This is a genomic window from Acinetobacter lwoffii, assembly GCF_019048525.1.
Lineage (GTDB): Bacteria > Pseudomonadota > Gammaproteobacteria > Pseudomonadales > Moraxellaceae > Acinetobacter > Acinetobacter lwoffii_K.
In genome coordinates, this window is the sequence record NZ_CP077369.1 from 876,281 (window position 1) to 898,567 (window position 22,287).

The following is a 22,287-nucleotide window of genomic DNA, read 5'->3' on the forward strand; positions in this document are numbered from 1 at the left end:
TCGTTTTTAAGATCAACACTAACAGTGATTTATTACTGTGATGTGAAGATTAAGGAAATGAGTTCTAGCGAAATTAACTGAATCAAGCGTTTTGGTATATGAATCTAATTGAAGCTGTACGGTGCTTAAGTGCACAAACGCCAACTGTATGAGCGTGATGAGAAATCATCACAATCTGTTGCTTATCCCACTTGTAAGGATAAACGACTGTTTGGGGTTGTATAGTCAAGTAATTAAGTGCATGTGGTGGATGCCTTGGCAGTCAGAGGCGAAGAAAGACGTGATAGCCTGCGAAAAGCTCCGGGGAGGCGGCAAATATCCTGTGATCCGGAGATGTCTGAATGGGGAAACCCACTTACCATAAGGTAGGTATTGCAACATGAATACATAGTGTTGCAAGGCGAACGAGGGGAAGTGAAACATCTCAGTACCCTTAGGAAAAGAAATCAATTGAGATTCCCTCAGTAGCGGCGAGCGAAAGGGGAAGAGCCCATTAAGTCATATAAGTTCTAGTGGAACGCTCTGGGAAGTGCGACCGTAGACGGTGATAGTCCTGTACACGAAAGGGCTTATATGATGATGTCGAGTAGGGCGAGGCACGTGAAACCTTGTCTGAATATGGGGGGACCATCCTCCAAGGCTAAATACTCCTGACTGACCGATAGTGAACCAGTACCGTGAGGGAAAGGCGAAAAGAACCCCTGTGAGGGGAGTGAAATAGATCCTGAAACCGCATGCATACAAGCAGTGGGAGCCGACTTGTTCGGTGACTGCGTACCTTTTGTATAATGGGTCAGCGACTTATATTCAGTAGCAAGGTTAACCGCATAGGGGAGCCGTAGGGAAACCGAGTCTTAATAGGGCGCATTAGTTGCTGGGTATAGACCCGAAACCAGGTGATCTATCCATGAGCAGGTTGAAGGTTGGGTAACACTAACTGGAGGACCGAACCCACTGTCGTTGAAAAGCCAGGGGATGACTTGTGGATAGGGGTGAAAGGCTAATCAAACTTGGTGATAGCTGGTTCTCCCCGAAAGCTATTTAGGTAGCGCCTCGGACGAATACCATTGGGGGTAGAGCACTGTTTCGGCTAGGGGGTCATCCCGACTTACCAAACCGATGCAAACTCCGAATACCAATGAGTACTATCCGGGAGACAGACTGCGGGTGCTAACGTCCGTAGTCAAGAGGAAAACAATCCAGACCGCCAGCTAAGGCCCCAAAATTATAGTTAAGTGGGAAACGATGTGGGAAGGCATAGACAGCTAGGAGGTTGGCTTAGAAGCAGCCACCCTTTAAAGAAAGCGTAATAGCTCACTAGTCGAGTCGGCCTGCGCGGAAGATGTAACGGGGCTAAAACTATATGCCGAAGCTGCGGATGCATAATTTATTATGCGTGGTAGGGGAGCGTTCTGTAAGCCGATGAAGGTGGATTGAGAAGTCTGCTGGAGGTATCAGAAGTGCGAATGCTGACGTGAGTAACGACAATGCGAGTGAAAAACTCGCACGCTGAAAGACCAAGGGTTCCAGTCCAACGTTAATCGGGGCTGGGTGAGTCGACCCCTAAGGCGAGGCCGAGAGGCGTAGTCGATGGGAAATTGGTTAATATTCCAATACTTCTGTGTAATGCGATGAGAGGACGGAGAAGGTTAAGTCAGCCTGGCGTTGGTTGTCCAGGTGGAAGGTTGTAGGCATGTATCTTAGGCAAATCCGGGGTACTCTATGCTGAGAACTGATAGCAAGCTGTACTTGTACAGTGAAGTGGCTGATACCATGCTTCCAGGAAAAGTCTCTAAGCTTCAGTTACACAGGAATCGTACCCGAAACCGACACAGGTGGTCAGGTCGAGTAGACCAAAGCGCTTGAGAGAACTCTGCTGAAGGAACTAGGCAAAATGGTACCGTAACTTCGGGAGAAGGTACGCTGTTGTCTGTGATAGGACTTGCTCCTTGAGCGGCCGACAGCCTCAGAAACCAGGCCCCTGCAACTGTTTATTAAAAACATAGCACTCTGCAAACACGAAAGTGGACGTATAGGGTGTGATGCCTGCCCGGTGCTGGAAGGTTAATTGATGGGGTTAGCGTAAGCGAAGCTCTTGATCGAAGCCCCAGTAAACGGCGGCCGTAACTATAACGGTCCTAAGGTAGCGAAATTCCTTGTCGGGTAAGTTCCGACCTGCACGAATGGCATAATGATGGGGGCGCTGTCTCCAGCAGAGACTCAGTGAAATCGAATTCGCCGTGAAGATGCGGTGTACCCGCGGCTAGACGGAAAGACCCCGTGAACCTTTACTGCAGCTTGACATTGAACTTTGATCTTACTTGTGTAGGATAGGTGGGAGGCTTTGAAGTCGCGACGCTAGTTGCGATGGAGCCGTCCTTGAAATACCACCCTGGTAATATTGAGGTTCTAACTCTGTCCCGTTATCCGGGACGAGGACCATGTCTGGTGGGTAGTTTGACTGGGGCGGTCTCCTCCTAAAGAGTAACGGAGGAGTACGAAGGTGCGCTCAGCGTGGTCGGAAATCACGCGTAGAGTATAAAGGCAAAAGCGCGCTTAACTGCGAGACCCACAAGTCGAGCAGGTACGAAAGTAGGTCTTAGTGATCCGGTGGTTCTGTATGGAAGGGCCATCGCTCAACGGATAAAAGGTACTCTGGGGATAACAGGCTGATACCGCCCAAGAGTTCATATCGACGGCGGTGTTTGGCACCTCGATGTCGGCTCATCTCATCCTGGGGCTGAAGCAGGTCCCAAGGGTATGGCTGTTCGCCATTTAAAGAGGTACGCGAGCTGGGTTTAGAACGTCGTGAGACAGTTCGGTCCCTATCTACCGTGGGCGTTGGAAATTTGAGAGGATCTGCTCCTAGTACGAGAGGACCAGAGTGGACGAACCTCTGGTGTACCGGTTGTCACGCCAGTGGCATCGCCGGGTAGCTATGTTCGGAAGGGATAACCGCTGAAAGCATCTAAGCGGGAAGCCTACCTCAAGATAAGATTTCCCCGAGACTTTATGTCTCCTAAAGAGCCGTTGAAGACTACGACGTTGATAGGTTGGATGTGGAAGCATAGTGATATGTGAAGCTGACCAATACTAATTGCTCGTGAGGCTTGACTATACAACACCCAAACAGTTGTTGTACGAAGCTCGATTGATTCGATATTAAGCAAAGTGACTTGATTTAGTTACGCTAAACGAACAAACTACTGCAACTCAGATATACCTGTTAATAACTCATTTGACGAAAGCTAGGCTAGCGAAGTGAAAACAACGCCCATAAGACCCAAGCAAATAGTCATAAACAGTTGTGCTGGCGACCATAGCAAGAGTGAACCACCTGATCCCTTCCCGAACTCAGAAGTGAAACCTCTTAGCGCTGATGGTAGTGTGGGGTTACCCATGTGAGAGTAAGTCATCGCCAGCTCATTATTCGAAAATCCTCCTCCGCATACGCAGAGGGGGATTTTTTTATGTGCAAAAATTATAAATAAAACTTCAAAATTAACTTGTTTTATAGTTGGCGGATTCAAGCGGCAAGTGCAACAGTATAAAAACCAGCCATAACTTCACTCGGTGTATACCAACCTAGTGTTTTTCTAGGACGATGGTTGAGTGCAAATTCTATCTGCTCTATTTGTTCGTTTGACACGCCATCAAACGATGATGATTTTGGCAGATATTGACGGATTAAACCATTCGTATTTTCATTTCTAGCTCGCTGAATAGACTTGTAAGGATCAGCAAAATACGTCTCTATGCCAGCATCAGTAATTCTTTTGTGTTCGGAAAATTCTTTGCCATTATCAAATGTCACACTATAAGCATGGCTCATTTGTAAACGATCTAATGCACAAGTAATCGTTTGAGAGGATGCTCTTGTTGGCCCTAAATGAACAATATGTACATACAGGCTCTTTCGATCAACGAGAGTCAATAAAGCACCTTTATGATGTTTACCAATCACCGTGTCACCTTCGAAATCTCCTAAACGTTGTCGTTGATCAATGACCTGGTGTCGGCAGTGAATACTTGTTTTATCAATGATTTGACCCCTACGATCCGTGTTTTTGTAACCGCGTTTTCGATATTTCTTCTGATGCCTTAAATGTAGATGAAGTTTACCGCCTTTTGATTTATCTTGATAAATGTACTGGTAAATCCACTCATGTGAAGGTACATCCAGCCAACCGCGTTGTGTTAAAGCACCTGAAATTTGTTCGGGTGACCAGTCCAAACCAATCAAATAATCAATATAAGCGAAGGCAAATGCTGTCATTGATGATGAAGGACGGTAGCGTCTTTGACTTGCAAATTTAGCTGCCTGTTGAGCTCTATATCCACGTTGCCCAGTATTTCTTTTTAATTCACGGTAGATGGTTGATCGTGAACGTCCTAATTCCCGAGCAAGGGTAGCGATTGAACTTTTACTTTTCAAAGTAGCATAAATTTCGTATCTTTCATCTTGAGAAAGTTGGGTGTATTTCTTCATTGTGTGCTTTCCAATTGCGAGTTGAAAAAGTCTAATGATTCTATGAATACACCTAACTTTTTCAACTAACTACAAATGTGTTGCACTTGGGATTTGAATCTGCGGTTTTTAAAATGTATCTATTTACCTTTCTCTGCTGAATTTACATTATAAATTCTGTATCTTGATGTTAATTTGAACAATAAATCAGTATGGAGAAGATAATGTTGTCGCAATTTAAAATAAAAATTCTACTCAGTTGTTGTGCTTTAGCATTTACTGCCTGTCATGCAGAGAATTCATCTTCTAGAAGTAGTCAAGAGGTATCTACATCAACTGCCAAATCGGATGCAGTCTCTTCTAACTTGCAAAAATATAAGGTTGAACAGGTTGCTCAATTTAATGAGCCGTGGGCGATTACTACTTTAAAGGATGGCCGACTATTAATTACTGAGCGCAAAGGAAAATTGCAGCTCTTTGATCCAAAAACCAAGAAAAAAATTGAAGTTAAAGGCATACCTCAAGTCGCATATGGAGGCCAGGGTGGCTTAGGGGAAGTAGCCTTGCATCCAGATTTTGCAAAGAATCGGTGGGTATATCTGAGCTATGCCGAACAAGGCCAAGGCGGATATGGTGCAGTGGTGATTCGTGGCAAACTGGACCTAAATCAAGCCACTCCTCAACTCACACAAATTGAACGGATCTGGACGCAAGTTCCGAAATTTTCAGGCCAGGGACATTATGCCCATCGGATTATATTCGGGTCGGATGGTAAGTTATGGATCAGTTCAGGAGAGCGTCAGCAATTTGATCCTGCACAGGACATGCAATCTAATGCCGGTAAAATTATTCGCCTGAATGATGATGGCTCAATCCCTGCCGATAATCCGTTTATGACTCAGGGTAAAATTTCCCAGCAGGTCTGGAGTCTCGGACATCGTAATCCTCTAGGCATGGCTTTTGATCCGAAAGGGCAGCTTTGGATGATCGAAATGGGACCGAAAGGCGGCGATGAACTGAACAAGATTGTCAAAGCTAAAAATTATGGTTATCCGTTAGTGTCTAATGGCAATCATTATGATGGCAAGCCGATTCCTGATCACAGTACCCGACCTGAATTTGAAGCCCCGGCACTGGATTGGACTCCGGTAATTTCTCCTTCAGATTTAATATTTTATACGGCTAATGTCTTCCCGCAATGGAAAAATAAGGCGATTGCGACCGGTCTGTCTTCCAAGGCGATTGTGATTGTGGATACGAACCAGACCCCAGTGAAAGAAGTTCAGCGTCTGGATATGAAAGAGCGGATTCGCGGGGTTGCTCAGGCACAGGATGGTTCACTGTGGGTGATTCAAGATGGTCCGCAAGCAGCTCTGTTAAAAATGACAGCACCTTAATCCTCTGCTTTTAGGATGCTTATCTAAATATGAAATATTGAATAAGCTGACCATCTGAATAAAAATCTTTTTAAGCTGATGCTGGCATGAAAGAAAAAGGCCTCTACATCCTGTGAAGGCCTTTTCATATTCTGTTAAAGGTATAATGTCTGCTATACCGATCAGCATCCTGCTACGTGAATTTTTTTATTTTTCTTACAAGACTTCCTGTCTTGGTATGATCTGAATATAGCCTGAAGCGATACAACGCAATAGGGCAGTTTAACTGCATGGATTGTAGGTCAAAGCCGACAGCCGAATTTTAAAAGATAATTTTAAAAATACTGTTTCAAAATGATCATCTGACCAAATCATAAACTGCGGTGATGATTTTGCTGTATGTTAGCGAGAGAATACTCTTTTGATATGCATCAACTGATATAAATAAAAATGTCGATAAAATAATAAAAAGGAAACTCCTATGCCTACGATTTAAATTGAAGTTCGCCAACAATATCCTCAAGCAGTTGAGGAACAATTGCTTAACAGCGTATTTCATTGTGTGAAAACTGCCTTTCAGCTACCTGAATATGATCGTAATATTCGTCTGGTCGTGCATGAAGCGCATCGTTTTCAGTATATGAGTCATTTAGCTCAGCCTGAATATTTTACCTTGATCAGTATTGACTGTTTTGCTGGACGCTGTCTGGAGACCAAGCGCAATTTGTATCAGCAGATGGTCAAAAGTCTCGGGGAAATCGGTATTCCTGCAGATCATATTTTGATTCATCTGAGAGAAAGTGCATTGGAAAATTGGGGGATTCGAGGAGGACAAGCCGCCTGTGATGTTGATCTCGGGTTTAAGGTTGATGTCTGATGCATCCAGATCAGTAGTCACGTTAAATCTAAAGTTTAAACAGAAAAGCCTCAACATCCTGTAGAGGCTTTTCTGGATTTGCTTCTCAGATCTGACTCCTGTCTAATCTGTCAACGTCCTGTTGATTAGCGCTTTTTATTGTTGTCGTATCGCTGAGCAGACTTCCTGTCTGTCTATGTACTGACTATAGCCTCGCATAAAACGACCGCATAGCGGCCAAACTCTGCGCTGCATGTAGGCTAAAACGTACAGGACTGTCGTCCAGTCATTAAGCACTGACATATTGAATCAGTCTATCCACCACAGCTTTTAAGTTTTTATTATCAAATTCATTGCCTTGGAAGGAATAATCTTTGTTGCGTGCAAAGATGTCACGGATTTCGATCACGGCATTGGTATCCACCAGTCCAAGTTGAGTGCCGACTTGACGAATCTGGTCAATCGAACGTGAGCCATTGGTCGCGCCATAACCAATATAAGCTGCCGGCTTGCCTTGCCATTCCTTGCCGAGATAATCCAGGGCATTTTTCAGGGCAGGGCTATAGCCATGATTGTATTCAGGCGTGACAAAAATAAAGGCATCGCCGAGCGCAATTTTATCTGCCCAGTCTTGTTGTTTGGGCTGATCATAAATCCCGGTCAATGGCGGATGGGCACCAGAAAATAGCGGAAGATCCCATTCTTTTAGATCGACAATTTCAGTTTCTAAAGTGCTAAAGGCATAACTTTTAATTTCCTGCAGTACCCAGTGCGCCACTTTAATCGCGGTACGTCCCTCACGCACACTCCCAACCACAATATAAATTTTCATGTTTCATCCTTTCTTCGGGTCTGATCATCAAATTAAATTAATCAGATTTCAGGAAGGTGACTAGAGATGATTTGTATCCGGAATATAAAAAAGCTCCCGAAGGAGCTTTTTTAAAATCAGTTAATTAGCTGATGTCTTACATCAGTTTAATGCCTTGCTGACCCGCAGGTGTCACTTTAAAGATTTCCACTTCAAAAGTGATGTTTTTGCCTGCCAATGGATGGTTAAAGTCTACTTCAGTGATGTCATCATTCACCGATCTCACCACACCATACAAGGTGGCTTTGGCTTTATCTTCAAACTCGATCATGTGACCTTCGATCGGACGTTCTCCGAACTTCACCGTATCAAATTTCTGGATGTTTTCTGGATTCCATGGACCAAAAGCATCTTCTGGCGGCAGGCTCACCGTACGACGGTCACCGGCACGTAAACCAAACAGTGCTTTTTCAAAACCAGGCAGTAAATTGCCATCACCAATCACCAGGCTGACCGGTTCTTCACGGCTACGGGTATTGTCAATTTCCACGCCATTTTCGATTGCGACAGAAAAGTGCAGCTCGACTTTAGAACCGTCTGCAACCCGGGTTTCTTCGTTAGGATGAATAAAATCAGTCATGTTGTGCTTGCGCCCGTTGAATTCGATGTTTTTCTAAGAAAAAGGTATCAATCAGCATCAGAATAGTGCCTACAGTAATAGCACTATCTGCGATATTGAACGCAGGGAAGTGGCTGTTCTGGTAATACACATGAATAAAATCGACTACATAGCCGAGGCTGACCCGGTCGATTAAATTACCGATGGCACCACCCAGAATCAGGGCAATCGCCAATGGTAAAATTTTCATGTCTTTTGGCATGCGCATCAGCCAAAACACAAAGATTACAGACACTAAACCTGCCAGTGAAGTAAAGAAATAGCGTTGCCAACCACCGGCATCGGACAGGAAACTAAAGGCAGCGCCATAGTTATGTAGCAGTGTCCAATTTAAAAAGGGCAGCACAGGAACAGGCTCTGCATAGTTCAGATTTGTCACTGCAATCCATTTGGTCCATTGATCCAGAATGATCGCCAGAATGGCCAGTCCAACCCACCATAAATTATGTGGATAGAACTGGAATAAGCCCTTTTTGGTGTGGGTATTAGGCATATTTTCTCTCTTCGCCTTGGCCTGTAGGAAGGTTGATGATACAACGACCGCATAGACCAGGATGTGCAGAATGTGTATTTACATCTGGTAATACATGCCAGCAACGTACGCATTTTTCGCCATCAGCTGCTGAAACTTTCACATTCAAGCCTTCAAGATCAGATGCTTCACCTTGTGCTGCATCAAACTCATTGACGATCACTTGTGATGTGATCAGTACGAAACGAAGCTCATCACTTAACTTATCTAGCACTGCTTTTAATTCGGCATTTGCCCAAAGTTCAACTTTGGCAGACAAGTTAGAACCGACAGTTTTCGCGGTACGTGCAGTTTCAATGAATTTGTTTACTGCAGATTTCACGGCAATGAGCGTTTGCCATTCAGCTTCAGATACTACATTTGCAGTTGAAGCCACAGGAATATCATACCATTCAGCCGTGAACACGTATTTCTCTGATTGCTCAGGAATTAACGGCCAAGCTTCTTGTGCAGTGAAGCTCAGGATTGGTGACATCCAACGCACGAATGCTTGTACCAAGTGATACAACGCAGTTTGTGCAGAATGACGTGCTTGCGAATCCGCTTTCGTGGTGTATTGACGGTCTTTGATGATGTCTAAGTAGAAACCACCCAAGTCATTGATACAGAAATTAGTCAGAGCAGTCGTTACGATATGGAAGTTCATATCTTCGTATGCTTTCTTAATGGTTTCTTGCACTTCAGATGCACGTTGCAGAATGTATTGATCCAGCGCGATCAATTGATCTACAGGAAGCGCATCTGTTGATGGTTTGAAGCCATTCAGGTTAGCAAGCAAGAAACGAAGCGTGTTACGGATACGACGATAACCGTCAGAGGCACGGCTAAAGATTTCTTTACCAGCGGTCATTTCATAACGGTAATCCGCAGAGGCGATCCAGAAACGTAAACCATCCGCACCCATATCTTTAATGATGTCTTGCGGCGTGATCACGTTACCGATCGACTTGGACATCTTGCGGCCTTTTTCATCCACGACGAAACCGTGAGTCAATAGACCTTTATATGGCGCACGTTCGTTAATCGCAATCGAGGTCAATAACGACGACTGGAACCAGCCACGGTGCTGGTCTGAACCTTCAAGGTACAAATCAGCAGGATCAGTCAGTTCTTCACGTTCACGCAGTACCGCATAGTGCGTTGTACCAGAGTCAAACCAGACATCTAAGGTGTCACGAACTGCATTATATTGCTCAGCATCCGCACCGATAAACTCAGATGCATCACGGTTGTACCAGCCATCAATGCCTTCTTGTTCAATCAGTTTGGCAACTTCTTCGATCAGTTCAGGCGTACGCGGATGCAATTCATTGGTGTCTTTGTGTACGAAGAACGGAATTGGCACACCCCAAGTACGTTGACGTGAAATACACCAGTCCGGACGACCTTCAATCATCGCCTGGATACGGTTTTTACCCCAGTCCGGTACAAAGCTGATCTCGTTTTCAATCGCATTCAGTGCATTTTGACGCAGACCTTTGGCATCCATGCTGATGAACCATTGTGGGGTCGCACGGAAGATAATCGGGGTTTTATGGCGCCAGCAATGCGGGTAGCTATGCTTGATCACCACGTGTGCCCAAAGCTTGGTCGCTTCAGTCAATGCTGCAATGATTTTTGGATTGGCTTTGTAGATGTGCTCGCCCGGGAAGATTGGCGAAGTCGGTAAATACACACCATTACCGCCGACTGGGTTTTCTACTTTTAAGTTGTACTGTAAACCAACTTTATAGTCGTCCACACCGTGGCCCGGTGCGGTATGTACTGCACCTGTACCGCTAGCATCGGTGACGTGTTCACCCAAGATCACTGGCACTTGGCGTTCAGCAATTAAAGGATGTTGAAGAACTAAATTCTCAAGTTTTGCACCTGTGAATTCAGCAAGCACTTCAAATGCAGTAAAGCCATAACGCTGAGTCGCAGACTCAACCAATGATTTCGCCAAGATAAAGTTTTGTGCAGCTTTATCTTCCGCTGTTGCTTTAACCAATTGGTATTCAAGTTCAGCGTGTAATGCAACCGCTTGGTTGGCAGGCATGGTCCAAGGCGTTGTTGTCCAAATCACGATATCCGTACGATCAGCGATTTCTACGCCGACACGTGCAGATAAATCAGCAAGGTCTACAACCGTGAAACCGACGTCAATTGCGTCAGATTTTTTATCTTCGTATTCAACTTCAGCTTCAGCGAGTGATGAACCACAGTCTAAACACCAGTTGACTGGTTTAAGACCTGGCTCGATATGACCTGCTTTCGCGATTGCACCCAATGAACGTACGACGTCAGCTTCTTGTTTGAAGTTCATCGTTAAGTAAGGATTGTCCCAATCCCCGAATACGCCCATACGTACGAAGTCTTTCTTTTGAAGCTCAACTTGGGTGTAGGCATATTCACGGCAGGCTTTACGGAAGGTAGATGCATCCACTTTTACGCCGACTTTACCGACTTTTTCTTCGACTTTGAGTTCGATTGGCAAACCGTGACAGTCCCAGCCCGGTACATACGGTGCATCAAAGCCATCCATGACACGGCTTTTGATAATGATGTCTTTGAGTACTTTGTTGACCGCATGACCCAAATGAATTTGACCATTGGCATAAGGAGGGCCGTCATGAAGCACGTATTTTTTCTTGCCAATACGCGATTCACGAATCTGCTGATAAATGTTGTCGGCATACCACTCTTCTAACCATTTCGCTTCACGTACTGCCAAATTTGCTTTCATTGCAAAGTCAGTACCTGGGAGGTTTAGCGTGGCTTTATAGTCCACTGCATTTTCAGGAGTTTGCTTATCGCTCATGCAAGTCGTCTTCCAATCTAATCAGTTATGTCACTGACACGTTTTACAATAAAAATATGGGATATTAAAAGGGAAATGTGGGGTGATTTCGACGAAACTCAAGCAGTTTCTCGACATCATCATCAATTCCGGCTTTTAGCGCTTCAAGCGAAGGATAGTCCTTTTCGCCATGTAAATAGTTTAAGAACGTCACCCGCATCAACAGGCCATACAGATTAGCAGAAACATCTGGAAAATGTACTTCTAATCGCCACTCTGGATGTGCTTGTTTGATGGCTGGACGTGTGCCGACATGACCTGCCCCAAACAGAGCAGTGGGGTCATAACCTGCAATGCCTGTTTGCGCTGCAGAATCGGCTTTTACCTTGTCTTTTAAGGATAGGGTTTCGCAAATGACTTCAACCCCATAAATTCCCTTGAGGCAGGGCTTATGACGGTTAAGCCGTACATTAATGGTCGGGAAATCAATAGTTCGACCAATCTGATCACCATATTGCACTCGTCCGGTAATGCTATAAGGACGACCCAGCAATTGCGCGGCCAAGGCTAAATCACCGGCTTGCAAGGTCTGGCGAATCCGGGTGGAACTGACCCGTTCACCATCCAGAGCAATAGTATTTAAATTGGTCACTTCAAAGCCGTAATTGCGCAGGAATTCGCTGTTGCCCTGACGGTTTTTACCAAAGTGAAAATCATCGCCTAAGACCAGATGTTGTGCATTGAGTTTTTCTTTTAAAATGTCGGCAAAGGCTTCTGCAGTCAGGCTGCGAAAAGTATGGTCAAATTTCGCCACCGCGATATAGTCCACACCCAATTCAGTTAGATATTCAACTTTTTCACGCAACGATGAAATACGGGGTGGGGCATCATAACCCTGAAAGTATTCAAGTGGTTGCGGTTCGAAAATCATCACCACAGATTTTAAACCCTGTGCTTCAGCCACGTGTTGCAGCTGACGGATCATCGCCTGATGACCTAAATGCACGCCGTCAAAATTACCGATGGTCACGGCAGTTTTGGGTAATTCAGAATGAGAGGCTAAAGCATTTAGACGGAGCAGCTGCATGGGCAAATCAAGTGCTTAGAAATATCGAGAGGCTATATATTGCCATAATCTCGCGCTTTCGTCTTGCTGTTGTGTTTTTATGCAATATTTTTCTTGAAAATTCATCTTCCTTAGAATTGAGCAGTTTTGTTTTTGTACACATTGATCATGTCTGATCAGAGCACTGGTGCTTTTCATTCAGCCGGTTTTGTTTTCTAATGTCAGGGTTTTTCTTGATATCAGGTGTTTCGAATGTCCGATCTGGCGCTCATCATGGCTCTATCCAATGAATCCAAAGGCTTGTTTGAAGCAGAAGGCGTTCAGGTGCATTACAGCGGGATTGGCAAAGTCAACGCGGCCTTTAAAGCCTTTGAGGTAATTCAGAACACCGGTTGCAGCACCTTGCTGAATTTGGGTAGCGCGGGGAGTTCGCATTTCAATGCGCATGAACTGGTCGAAGTCACGCAATTTGTACAGCGTGATATGGATGTGTCGCCCCTCGGCTTTGAGGTCGGCATGACTCCGATGGATCAACATTTCCCGGGTGCGATTGAGTTGGATTCTTTCTTTGACCATTTACCGAAAGGGATTTGTGGCACAGGCGACAGCTTTGAAACCGGTATTTCAAAAGTGACGTGTAATTTGGTCGATATGGAAGGCTATGCCTTGGCCAAAGTCTGTAAAAAGCTGGGCGTTCGGCTGATTTCAGTGAAATACATTAGTGATGGAGCCAATGAGACTGCGCATCTGGATTGGGAAGAAAATCTGTTATTGGGTGCGAAAAAATTATTAGATTTATATCAAATGGTAAAATAAATAGGAAAGTTAAGTTTGCTCGGCGACCATAGCAGCTATGGTCGTGTGCCAATCAGAAGCGCTTGCTTATTTATCCGTGCGTGGAATCACGCCGTATAACATCATATGTACCGTATGCTGGATAATGCGTTGCTGCATGCTGCGGTTACGCAAGGTTTTACCCGTGACCATTTCCATTTGGGTCGCAAAGTCTGCATAGTTCTGGGTAATCGCCCAAATATTCAGAATCAGTAACTCAGGATCAATATCTGCAGAAATCTTGCCTTGCTCCTGCCAGTTGGAAATCACTTTGGCTTTACGCTTGACCAGTTTTTTTAGCGGACCTTTTAAAATTTCCAGAATATGCGGTGCACCTTGAATCACCTCCAAAGCAAATAAACGGGATGCTTTAGGCTGGGTACGCGACACTTCAATTTTTTGCATCAAATAATTGGTGATCGCTTCTTCAGGCTCAAGTTCAGCTTCAAGGGTTTGTAAAGGCGCCAACCATTTTTGTAGAACGGTGGTTAATACCTCGACATACAGGGCTTCTTTATTTTCATAATAATAGAAAATATTCGACTTATGCATTTCTGCAATTTGTGCGATTTCATCCAGACTTGCCCCATTAAAACCATATAGGGAAAATACGTCTAGTGCAGCATTTAGCAGCTGATTGCGTTTTTGAGTACTCTTTTTTTGTTCCATTAGCAAATATAAAAAACAATGAAAAAGGGAATCCTCAATTGTACGGCAAATCATCAGATTTGTGCACACAGTCACAGGCTAATTTTTTGAATAATGATGATTTATTCTCTAGATCAATATTTAAAACAGGCTAAATGCATCTACACCGGGAGAAAAATTCAAGTTTCTGAAAATACTTCATTTATTCATCTTTTTTCTTCATCAATGGAGGAGAAGAATAATGTTGAAATGAAAGTGATGAAAATGTCTTCTCATTGAGATAAAAGTATTTTTTATAAGAATAAGACCCAAAACCATGTGCGATTTTGGGTGGGAGTGGGTATTCAGGTCGCTAAAACTGCCTGCAAGACCTGCTGTTCCAGTTCTGCAAATGTCACACTTTTTTGCCGGGGACGTGGCAAATTGACTCTAAACTCTTTGGCAATATGGCCTTTGTCCAGCAAGATAATCCGGTCTGCCAGTTGCACGGCTTCACTGACATCATGCGTGACCAGAATGGCGGTAAAGCCTTGTTCGGTCCAGAGGTGCTCAATCAGGTTTTGCATTTCCAGACGTGTTAGGGCATCCAGAGCACCGAGCGGTTCGTCCAGCAGTAGAATACGCGGTTGATGCGACAATGCCCGCGCCAAGGCAGTACGTTGCCTTTGACCCCCGGAAAGTTGTGAAGGCCAGAGTCCAGCTTTTTCTTTGAGCCCGACCTTTTCCAGCATTTGCGAAGCTTTGGCATGCTGCTCCTTCGGTAAACCGAGTTGCACATTCTGTTCGATGCTGCGCCAGGGCAACAGGCGAGGGTCCTGAAACATCACCCGGATATCATCTGCAGTAATGCCTTCACGGATATGCCGGGCAGACTTAAATTTGATTTCGCCGTAGCTTTGCTGTTCCAGATCGGCAATCAGGCGCAATAAGGTACTTTTACCACAACCGCTGCGACCAACAATTGCCAGAAATTCACCCGGCTGGATATGCAGGTCCAGATCTTCCAGAACCTTGACCGAACCGTAAAACTTGTGCAGCTGTTCAATGATAATTTCGGCACCGATCACTGCAGCAGGATTGATCTCTGCCGCAGGTTGGTCCAGTGGCACAATCGGGTCATTGGCATGACGCCCTAAACTGAGATCAGTCATCACATGCTCCTCATTTATTCTTTATTTTTGATAGCCGGCATGCCAGCGCAGCAGGAATCGCTCTAAGGCCACGGCCAGAACATCGGCCAGTTTGCCGAGCAGGGCATACAATAAAATACCTACCAGAACCACGTCAGTTTGCAAAAATTCACGTGCATTCATGGTCATATAACCGATGCCGGACTGGGCAGAAATCGTTTCCGCCACAATCAGCAGTACCCACACCAGACCGAGTGAAAAACGCAGACCGACCAGAATTGAAGGCATTGCCCCTGGCAGGATAATTTCTTTATAAAGCTGCCAGCGGGTCAGGCCATAGCTTTTTCCCATCTCGATTAGCTGGGGATCGACTGAACGAATCCCATGATAGGTATTGATATAGATTGGGAAGAACACACCAATCGCGACCAGAAACAGCTTGGCTGATTCATCAATCCCGAACCATAAGATGACTAGGGGAATGAGTGCCAGTGCAGGAATATTGCGGATCATTTGCAAGGTGGTATCCAGCAGGGTAGAGGCAGTTTTGGATGAACCATTCAGTAGACCCAAAACCAACCCTAGACCACCACCTACTAACAAACCACTTAAGGCACGACCAGCACTGACTTTGACATGCGTCCACAACTCACCGCTAATCAGCAAATTCCAGAACGCGATGACTACGGCACTCGGTGCAGGCAGAATCCGGCTTTCCAGCAGGCCTGTGCTAGAGGCAATTTGCCAAACTGCAATCAAGAAAATTGGAACCAGCCAGGGCAGCAGATGCTGCCCCAGAATTGTTCCACGTGAAACCTGCTTTGGGGTCAGGGTTTCAACGGAAACGACTTTTGACATTAAGCAGACTCCTTAATTTTCTCAGCCTGCTTGTTCTCGTCCGGTGTGTAGTTGTTCGCCACGATTTCACCAAATGGACCGGTCAAGTTTGGTTGAGTGAGTTTTTGCTGGGTTTCCAGTGGAAGTAAAGGGAATACCAGTTCTGCAAAACGGATGGATTCTTCCAGATGTGGATAGCCTGAGAAAATAAAGGTGCTGATCCCCAGATCGGCATATTCCTGGATACGTGCAGCGACAGTTTCCGGATCGCCGACCAGTGCCGTACCTGCACCACCACGAACCAGACCCACACCTGCCCAGAGGTTTGGAGAAACTTCGAGTTTGCTGCGATCGCCATTGTGCAGTTCTGCCATACGGCGCTGACCGACCGAGTCCATGGATTTGAACTTGGCTTGGGCTGCAGCGATAGTGACATCATCCACATATTGAATCAGTTCTTCAGCCGCCGCCCAGGCCTGCTCATTGGTTTCGCGTACGATCACGTGTAAACGGATCCCGTAATTCAGTTCACGACCTTTAGCTGCAGCCTTGGCTTTTACCACTGCAATTTTTTCTTTGACTGCTGCCGGTGGCTCGCCCCAGGTCAAGTAAGTATCGACCTGATCCGTGGCCAGCTCAATGGCATCATCCGATGAGCCACCAAACCATAAAGGCGGATGCGGCTGCTGAATGGGTGGATACAGCAATTTTGCATCATCGACACTTAAGCGTTCGCCATGGAAACTAAAGCTTTCACCGGTATGTGAGCGTTTTAAAATTTCACGCCAGATGGTGGTGTATTCGGTCGCCGTTTTATAACGGGTTGTGTGATCTTCATAGACGCCATCACCTTTTAGCTCCTGCTCGTCACCGCCAGTCACCAGATTCAGCAGTACCCGGCCATTAGACAAGCGGTCAAAGGTCGCGGCCATACGTGCAGCCAGTGCCGGCGTGGTCACGCCTGGACGCAATGCCACCAGGAATTTTAATTTTTTGGTCGCATCAATCAGGCTGGCTGCAGTTAACCATGGATCTTCACAAGAACGGCCAGTCGGAATCAGGACACCTTCATAACCAAGATTATCCACGGCAACGGCAATCTGCTTCATGTAGGCATGATCTACAACACGTGCGCCCTTGCTGGTGCCTAAGTAACGACTGTCGCCATGAGTGGGGATAAACCAGAAAATTTTCATGTAATATTCCTTAAATTAAATGATCTTGTTTGCTCATCAATGTGTGGCCGCTGGCGACCAGATCTGTTGCTGGACGCTGATGGTTTTGGGAATCAGTTGAACCTGCTGGAAGAGATCGGCAATATTCTGTTGAGCTTTGATCACTTCCGTCGTTAATGGTTGTACCGGCGAAGGTTTAAGACGACGCTCAAATGCAATCTTCGCTACATCCGGTTTCAGACCGGTACTTTTCTGATAAATATCTAGAGCTACAGCCTGGTTTTTAAGAATCCACTGGTCAGATGCATTTAAAGCCTGGATAAACTTCCCGGGGCTATCCGGATGCTTCTGAATAAATTCGGGATTGCCGATATAAAAGGAGTAGGTTTGTGGAAAGTTACTAGATTCAATCAGCACCTTAACCTTGCTGTCGAACTCGGCTGCACCCAGGAAGGGATCCCAGATTGCCCAGGCATCAATGGCTTTTTTGTCAAAAGCAGCACGTGCATCCGCAGGGGGAAGCCAGACGGCTTGAATCTCTGACCAGCTTAATCCGGCTTTTTCCAGGGTTTTGGCCAGAAGTTCATGGGCACTTGAACCTTTCTGCACCGCGATCCGTTTTCCTTTCAATTGTTGAATATTTTGAATGGCACTGTCTTTCGGCACGACCACGGCCAAAGAGTTTCCAGCCACTTTTTCAAAGGCCACGTAACTCAGGGCTTTATCTGCAGCCTGTGCAAAAATGGGTGGGGTATTCCCTACATAGCCATAATCCACTGCCCCGACTGCCAGTGCTTCCAGCATTTGTGGGCCTGCCGGAAACTCTTTCCATTCAATTTTGGCATTGGGAAATTGTTGTTCTAATAGCTTTTCATCGCGTGCCACCAGCAGATTCAAGGCTGATTTCTGAAAGCCAATCGCAATGGTTTTAACTTGTTGTGCTGACGTGGTTTCTGCGGCAGCCGTTTGCTGTGGTTCCTGTTTCTGGCAGCCAGTCAGACTAAAGCTCAATAGCGCTAAGCTGATATAAGAAACTGTTTTTATATGACTCATCTTTATTCTCGAATTATTCTGCTGTTATTTAATAATTGCTGCATCAATATTCAGCTTTTGTGGAATCAGCTGCTGCGCATAAAATGCATCGGCGACTTGTTGCTGTTTTTGAATCACGTCAGTGCTGAGAGGTTTAACGCCAAAGCCCATGCGTGAAATAGAGGTTTTCAAGACATCGACGGCCAGACCTGTCGGTTTTTGCAGGAGCTGAGCGGCAGCGTCCTGATTTTTTGCCACCCAGTCCGTGGTCAGATTCAGTTCGTTGACCACCGCCTGTACCACCTGAGGATGGCTTTCTGCGAACTTGCGATCTGCCAGATAGAACTGATGATTGCTCACCACATTTTCACCGCTGGCAATGACACGCGCACCAATTTGATGTTCAGCAGCTGCAAAGAACGGATCCCAGATCACCCAAGCATCGACTGCACCACGTTCAAATGCAGCACGTGCATCGGAAGGTGGTAAATAGATCACTTCGATATCATCAAGGCCAAGCTGGTTGGCTTCCAGAACTTTTAATAGTAAGTAATGCACGTTTGAACCTTTGTTCAGGGCTACCCGTTTGCCTTTCAGATCTTGAATAGACTGAATCGGCGAATCTTTCGGTACAATTAAGGCTTCTGCCTTAGGCGCTTGCGGCTGATTGGCCACATAGACCAGATTTGAGTTGGCCGCCTGGGCAAAAATTGGCGGTGCTTCACCGGCTTCACCAAAAGAGACGCTGCCAACATTCAGGCCCTCAAGCAATTGCGGGCCAGCCGGAAATTCTACCCATTTCACATTGATCCCTTGCTGTTTTAGGGTGGTTTCCAGCGTGCCACGTTCTTTTAAAATTGGTAATACGCCGTATTTTTGGAAACCGATATTCACGGTGATGGTCTCTTCTTTTTTCGAGCAGCCTGAAAGCATCATGACACCCGCCATCGCAGTACCAAGTACTGCAGTCTTTGTTAAAAACTGAACATGAGATTGGCGCATGAATCAAAACTCCCGAAAGTGAAAAGCTAGTGAATGAAAACTTAGACACACGCTAATCGTTTTTGTTTTTCTAAAAAAATAACTATTCAGGAATTTCTAATGAAGAAAAAAGATAAATGAAAAAGCGCAAAACTTATGCAGAAAAGTGATTTATATAAAAATGAAGATTTAATAATTAAATTAATCAAACTTATGAAATTTATAGTTATTTTTTTAAATCTGATCTGTTGATATGTTTAGCTAAAAACCAGTAATAGAATTTTAAAATTTAAATCGAGATTGCCAGATATCTTTATCTAAAATTAAGCTAAAGCACTGAAAGAAAAAGCCACTTTAAAGTGACTTTTTGCAAACAATTGAATTACGTTGATAATTATAAAAAGCCTGACGGGCGTCCGGCAGATCATCGACTGAAGCCGGTTCAAAGCCCTGTTCCAGAAACCAGTGCGCGGTGCGGGTGGTTAGAATAAACAGCTGCTGAATCTGCATGCTTTTGGCTTTTTCTTCAAGATAATGCAGAATCTGGCTACCCCGATTAGACTTGCGATAACTTGGATGTACCGCAACACAGGCAATTTCTGCAGAACGCAACTCATCACCAGTGGTCGGAATCGGATAGAGGGCGGCACAGGCCAGGATCATGCCGTCCCGTTCGATTACGGCAAACTGGTTGATTTCATTTTCCAGACGTTCACGCGAACGATAGACCAGAATGCCTTCTTCTTCCAGTGGACGCAGCAAACCGATCAGACCCCCTACATCCTGAATATCGGCCATCCGCACTTCTTCATAATGTGCATCGGTGACCAGAGTGCCGGAACCATCGCGGGTGAACAGTTCTTCCAGCAGGGCACCATCATAGGCATAAGAAATCAGATGCACCCGATGTACGCCGTTCATTGAGGCTTCTTGTGCAGCTTTCAATTGTAGTCCTCTTTCCAGTGCATCTTGTTCTATCGGAATAAAATCATCCAGCTGTTGTGGGGTCACTTCACGTTTGAGCTGGCCATTACTGTCCATCAGGCCATGCTGCTTACCGAGAAAAATTAGTTTATCTGCCTTGAGGCGAATCGCAGTTTTGGTCGCGACTTCTTCAGCCAGCAGATTAAAGACTTCTCCGGTAGTGGAATAACCGGTCGGGCCAAGCACCACAATATTATGATTGTCCAGATGGCGCTGAATCGCGTCAGTATCAACTGCACGCACTTCACCGGTCAGCTGAAAATCGATACCGTCGCGGATGCCATACGGCTTGGCGGTGACAAAATTCCCTGAAACAGTATCAATCCGGGCGCCATACATCGGCGAGTTGGCCAGTCCCATAGACAGCAGTGCTTCGATTTGCAGACGGATCGAACCCACGGCATTCATCACACAGCTTAAAGATTCACGCGTAGTCACCCGGCGCTGCTGGTAAAAAGGCGTCGTAATCTGGCTTTGAGCCAGATTCTGGTTAATTTGCGGACGTGCACCATGTACCAGAATCAGCCGAATGCCCAAAGAATGTAATAAGGCAATATCGTGAATAATATGCTGAAAGTTATCATTTAAGACGGCTTCGCCATCAAACATGATTACAAAGGTTTTGTTGCGGTGCGCATTGATATAAGGCGCAGAATGGCGAAACCAGTGCACATATTGCAAGGTTGTGCTTTGTGACGTTTCTGCTGAAGTCATGCTGTGCCCATTTCAATGATTGAAGATCCAGCTTTGATTCTAATGAAAAAAAACGCAAGTGGAAGTGCAGATATAAAAAAACACCTGAAGGGGACTTCAGGTGTCTGCAAGACGAGCAGTAATGGAGAAAGCTTAGTTAATGATTCGTACAATTTTGTTGGTACGCTCATTGACCAGAACGTAGTCATTGTTGACCTTGTACCATTGCTGGAAACGACCGGTATTTGGTAAACGGCGTGCTTCGCGATCACTGACTTCAAAACGGTTGTTGTCATATTGACGTGGTAGAGTTTGGCCTACGCGCCAGTCACGGCTTGGGTTGACCATACGGTTGTTATGACGGCGGTCATCATTCCAGCGACGGTCGTCATTCCATTTCTTGCTATCTTTGGCATTCCAGTGTGGCGCCGGTTTATGCGGATTATGATCATAACGCGAGTCATGCTGTGGTGCTGCCATTGCAGAAGTAGCTAACAAAGCACTTATAGATAACGCGATTGTAGTTAAGACTTTTTTCATGGCTCTCACCTTAAAATGTATATCTAATTTCGATGAGACTAAATTAGCGAACAAGTACATAGAAAGCGTGAGGGCTATTTAGTTAAATTGTTAAATTCATGAAGAAATTTAGTAGATGAATTACGTAGTCTCAAAACTGGAAAAGCAGCGAGATTTGCGAATAAAAAATTTTCAGCCAGTGAAATAAAAAAGCCCAAACATCGTTGGGCCTTAAAGAAGATTAAATTTGAATGCACTTATGAACTAGTCACCCACGATCCGGATAATACTGTTGTTTTCAGAATCCACCAGAATATAGTCATTATTGACTTTGTACCATTGCTGCTTGCGGTCAGGTCGAGGCAGGCGATGGTCTTTATATTCAACTTTATAGCCATTGCCACGATAATGCTGCGGCATCACATAACCCGGCTGCCAGCGTAACTGTTGCAGGCGTTTCACCCCGCGTTCTTCACGCATACGGCGGTTATCCTGCTGATCTTCCTCTCGGAACTCACGGGCTTTCTTCTTGTCATGACCATGACGTGAATCCATACGGGATTCATCATTGGAATGAGGGGCAGCGATGACGACATTGCTCAGCATGAATGTACTGCAAGAAATTGCCAGTGCCACCAAAACCTTTTTCATGTTGAACCCTCATTAAATTGTTCATCTTCTACAGCACCTAATGTACGGAAAAATTGCAGAGAAACTGTGAAGAACAGGCACAATTTTTATAACAAATGCAGAGATATTATGATGATGTCATGTTTTTACATGACTATATGCGACGGCATCACTTCTATAAAGTAGCCTACCGAGCTATGTCCTTATCTCATCAAAGCAAGGGCCAATATGCAAGCGAAAATCGATGACTTAGCTCA

At 45.3% G+C, this 22,287-nt stretch carries 18 protein-coding genes and 2 rRNA genes; 5 read left to right on the forward strand and 15 right to left on the reverse strand.

The genetic code is table 11. The features are described from left to right. Nucleotides 1-223 precede the first annotated feature (223 nt). Nucleotides 224-3,118 (forward strand): 23S ribosomal RNA (locus I6L24_RS04080). A 191-nt stretch (nt 3,119-3,309) separates the two neighbouring features. Beyond that, nucleotides 3,310-3,424: ribosomal RNA gene (rrf, locus tag I6L24_RS04085) — 5S ribosomal RNA — on the forward strand. A gap of 102 nt (nt 3,425-3,526) precedes the next feature. Here rrf and I6L24_RS04090 read toward each other — a convergent pair. Further along, complete coding sequence (locus tag I6L24_RS04090) at nt 3,527-4,489, reverse strand: IS30-like element IS18 family transposase (RefSeq protein ID WP_004691346.1); 963 nt, start codon at nt 4,487-4,489, stop codon at nt 3,527-3,529. Between the two features lie 203 nt (nt 4,490-4,692). On the opposite strand from I6L24_RS04090, the gene I6L24_RS04095 reads away from it, so the two are divergent. Both I6L24_RS04095 and I6L24_RS04100 read left to right on the forward strand, forming a co-directional pair. Continuing rightward, nucleotides 4,693-5,865, forward strand: coding sequence for a PQQ-dependent sugar dehydrogenase (locus I6L24_RS04095; protein ID WP_216986462.1), 1,173 nt, complete (start codon nt 4,693-4,695; stop codon nt 5,863-5,865). Nucleotides 5,866-6,382: 517 nt separating this feature from the next. Continuing rightward, nucleotides 6,383-6,721: a tautomerase family protein gene (locus I6L24_RS04100; protein ID WP_005094882.1), complete on the forward strand. Its 339-nt coding sequence runs from the start codon at nt 6,383-6,385 to the stop codon at nt 6,719-6,721. 268 nt (nt 6,722-6,989) lie between these two features. Here I6L24_RS04100 and I6L24_RS04105 read toward each other — a convergent pair whose 3' ends face one another. The 5 genes from I6L24_RS04105 to ribF all read right to left on the reverse strand — a co-directional run bounded on the left by I6L24_RS04105 (nt 6,990) and on the right by ribF (nt 12,588). Then, nucleotides 6,990-7,532 (reverse strand): NADPH-dependent FMN reductase, encoded by a 543-nt coding sequence (locus I6L24_RS04105; RefSeq protein WP_004281216.1) that lies wholly within the window; start codon nt 7,530-7,532, stop codon nt 6,990-6,992. 136 nt (nt 7,533-7,668) lie between these two features. Further along, nucleotides 7,669-8,151: an FKBP-type peptidyl-prolyl cis-trans isomerase gene (locus I6L24_RS04110; protein ID WP_004281217.1), complete on the reverse strand. Its 483-nt coding sequence runs from the start codon at nt 8,149-8,151 to the stop codon at nt 7,669-7,671. Then, a complete protein-coding gene (gene lspA / locus I6L24_RS04115) occupies nt 8,144-8,683 on the reverse strand; it encodes a signal peptidase II (protein WP_216986463.1) in 540 nt (179 codons plus the stop codon). Before lspA ends, I6L24_RS04110 begins: the two co-directional genes overlap by 8 nt. Next, nucleotides 8,676-11,522, reverse strand: a complete 2,847-nt coding sequence (gene ileS, locus I6L24_RS04120) for an isoleucine--tRNA ligase (protein WP_216986464.1) — start codon at nt 11,520-11,522, stop codon at nt 8,676-8,678. The genes lspA and ileS overlap by 8 nt, the downstream gene beginning before the upstream one ends. Before the next feature lie 64 nt (nt 11,523-11,586). Beyond that, nucleotides 11,587-12,588, reverse strand: a complete 1,002-nt coding sequence (ribF, locus tag I6L24_RS04125) for a bifunctional riboflavin kinase/FAD synthetase (RefSeq protein WP_005094887.1) — start codon at nt 12,586-12,588, stop codon at nt 11,587-11,589. 231 nt (nt 12,589-12,819) lie between these two features. Between ribF and I6L24_RS04130 the strand changes: the two genes are divergently transcribed. Further along, entirely contained in the window at nt 12,820-13,383 is a 564-nt protein-coding gene (locus I6L24_RS04130; protein ID WP_005094889.1) for a 5'-methylthioadenosine/S-adenosylhomocysteine nucleosidase family protein, read from the forward strand. Nucleotides 13,384-13,449: 66 nt separating this feature from the next. On the opposite strand, the gene I6L24_RS04135 is transcribed toward I6L24_RS04130, so the two are convergent. From I6L24_RS04135 to I6L24_RS04175, 9 genes are all read right to left on the reverse strand, one after another. Further along, nucleotides 13,450-14,070 (reverse strand): TetR family transcriptional regulator C-terminal domain-containing protein, encoded by a 621-nt coding sequence (locus tag I6L24_RS04135; protein WP_004281222.1) that lies wholly within the window; start codon nt 14,068-14,070, stop codon nt 13,450-13,452. A 323-nt stretch (nt 14,071-14,393) separates the two neighbouring features. Further along, on the reverse strand, nt 14,394-15,200 hold the full coding sequence (locus tag I6L24_RS04140; RefSeq protein WP_004729039.1) for an ABC transporter ATP-binding protein: 807 nt from the start codon (nt 15,198-15,200) through the stop codon (nt 14,394-14,396). 21 nt (nt 15,201-15,221) lie between these two features. Beyond that, entirely contained in the window at nt 15,222-16,037 is an 816-nt protein-coding gene (gene ssuC / locus I6L24_RS04145) for an aliphatic sulfonate ABC transporter permease SsuC (RefSeq protein ID WP_005094892.1), read from the reverse strand. Then, nucleotides 16,037-17,212, reverse strand: a complete 1,176-nt coding sequence (gene ssuD, locus I6L24_RS04150) for an FMNH2-dependent alkanesulfonate monooxygenase (protein WP_216986465.1) — start codon at nt 17,210-17,212, stop codon at nt 16,037-16,039. Before ssuD ends, ssuC begins: the two co-directional genes overlap by 1 nt. A 36-nt stretch (nt 17,213-17,248) precedes the next feature. Then, a complete protein-coding gene (locus I6L24_RS04155) occupies nt 17,249-18,244 on the reverse strand; it encodes an aliphatic sulfonate ABC transporter substrate-binding protein (protein ID WP_216986466.1) in 996 nt (331 codons plus the stop codon). A gap of 24 nt (nt 18,245-18,268) precedes the next feature. Beyond that, nucleotides 18,269-19,225, reverse strand: a complete 957-nt coding sequence (locus I6L24_RS04160) for a sulfonate ABC transporter substrate-binding protein (protein WP_216986467.1) — start codon at nt 19,223-19,225, stop codon at nt 18,269-18,271. 333 nt (nt 19,226-19,558) lie between these two features. Then, complete coding sequence (argA, locus tag I6L24_RS04165) at nt 19,559-20,902, reverse strand: amino-acid N-acetyltransferase (RefSeq protein WP_168386693.1); 1,344 nt, start codon at nt 20,900-20,902, stop codon at nt 19,559-19,561. A gap of 132 nt (nt 20,903-21,034) precedes the next feature. Next, nucleotides 21,035-21,421: an RcnB family protein gene (locus I6L24_RS04170; protein ID WP_005094900.1), complete on the reverse strand. Its 387-nt coding sequence runs from the start codon at nt 21,419-21,421 to the stop codon at nt 21,035-21,037. A gap of 243 nt (nt 21,422-21,664) precedes the next feature. Beyond that, nucleotides 21,665-22,051: an RcnB family protein gene (locus tag I6L24_RS04175; protein ID WP_168386694.1), complete on the reverse strand. Its 387-nt coding sequence runs from the start codon at nt 22,049-22,051 to the stop codon at nt 21,665-21,667. Nucleotides 22,052-22,287 lie beyond the last annotated feature (236 nt).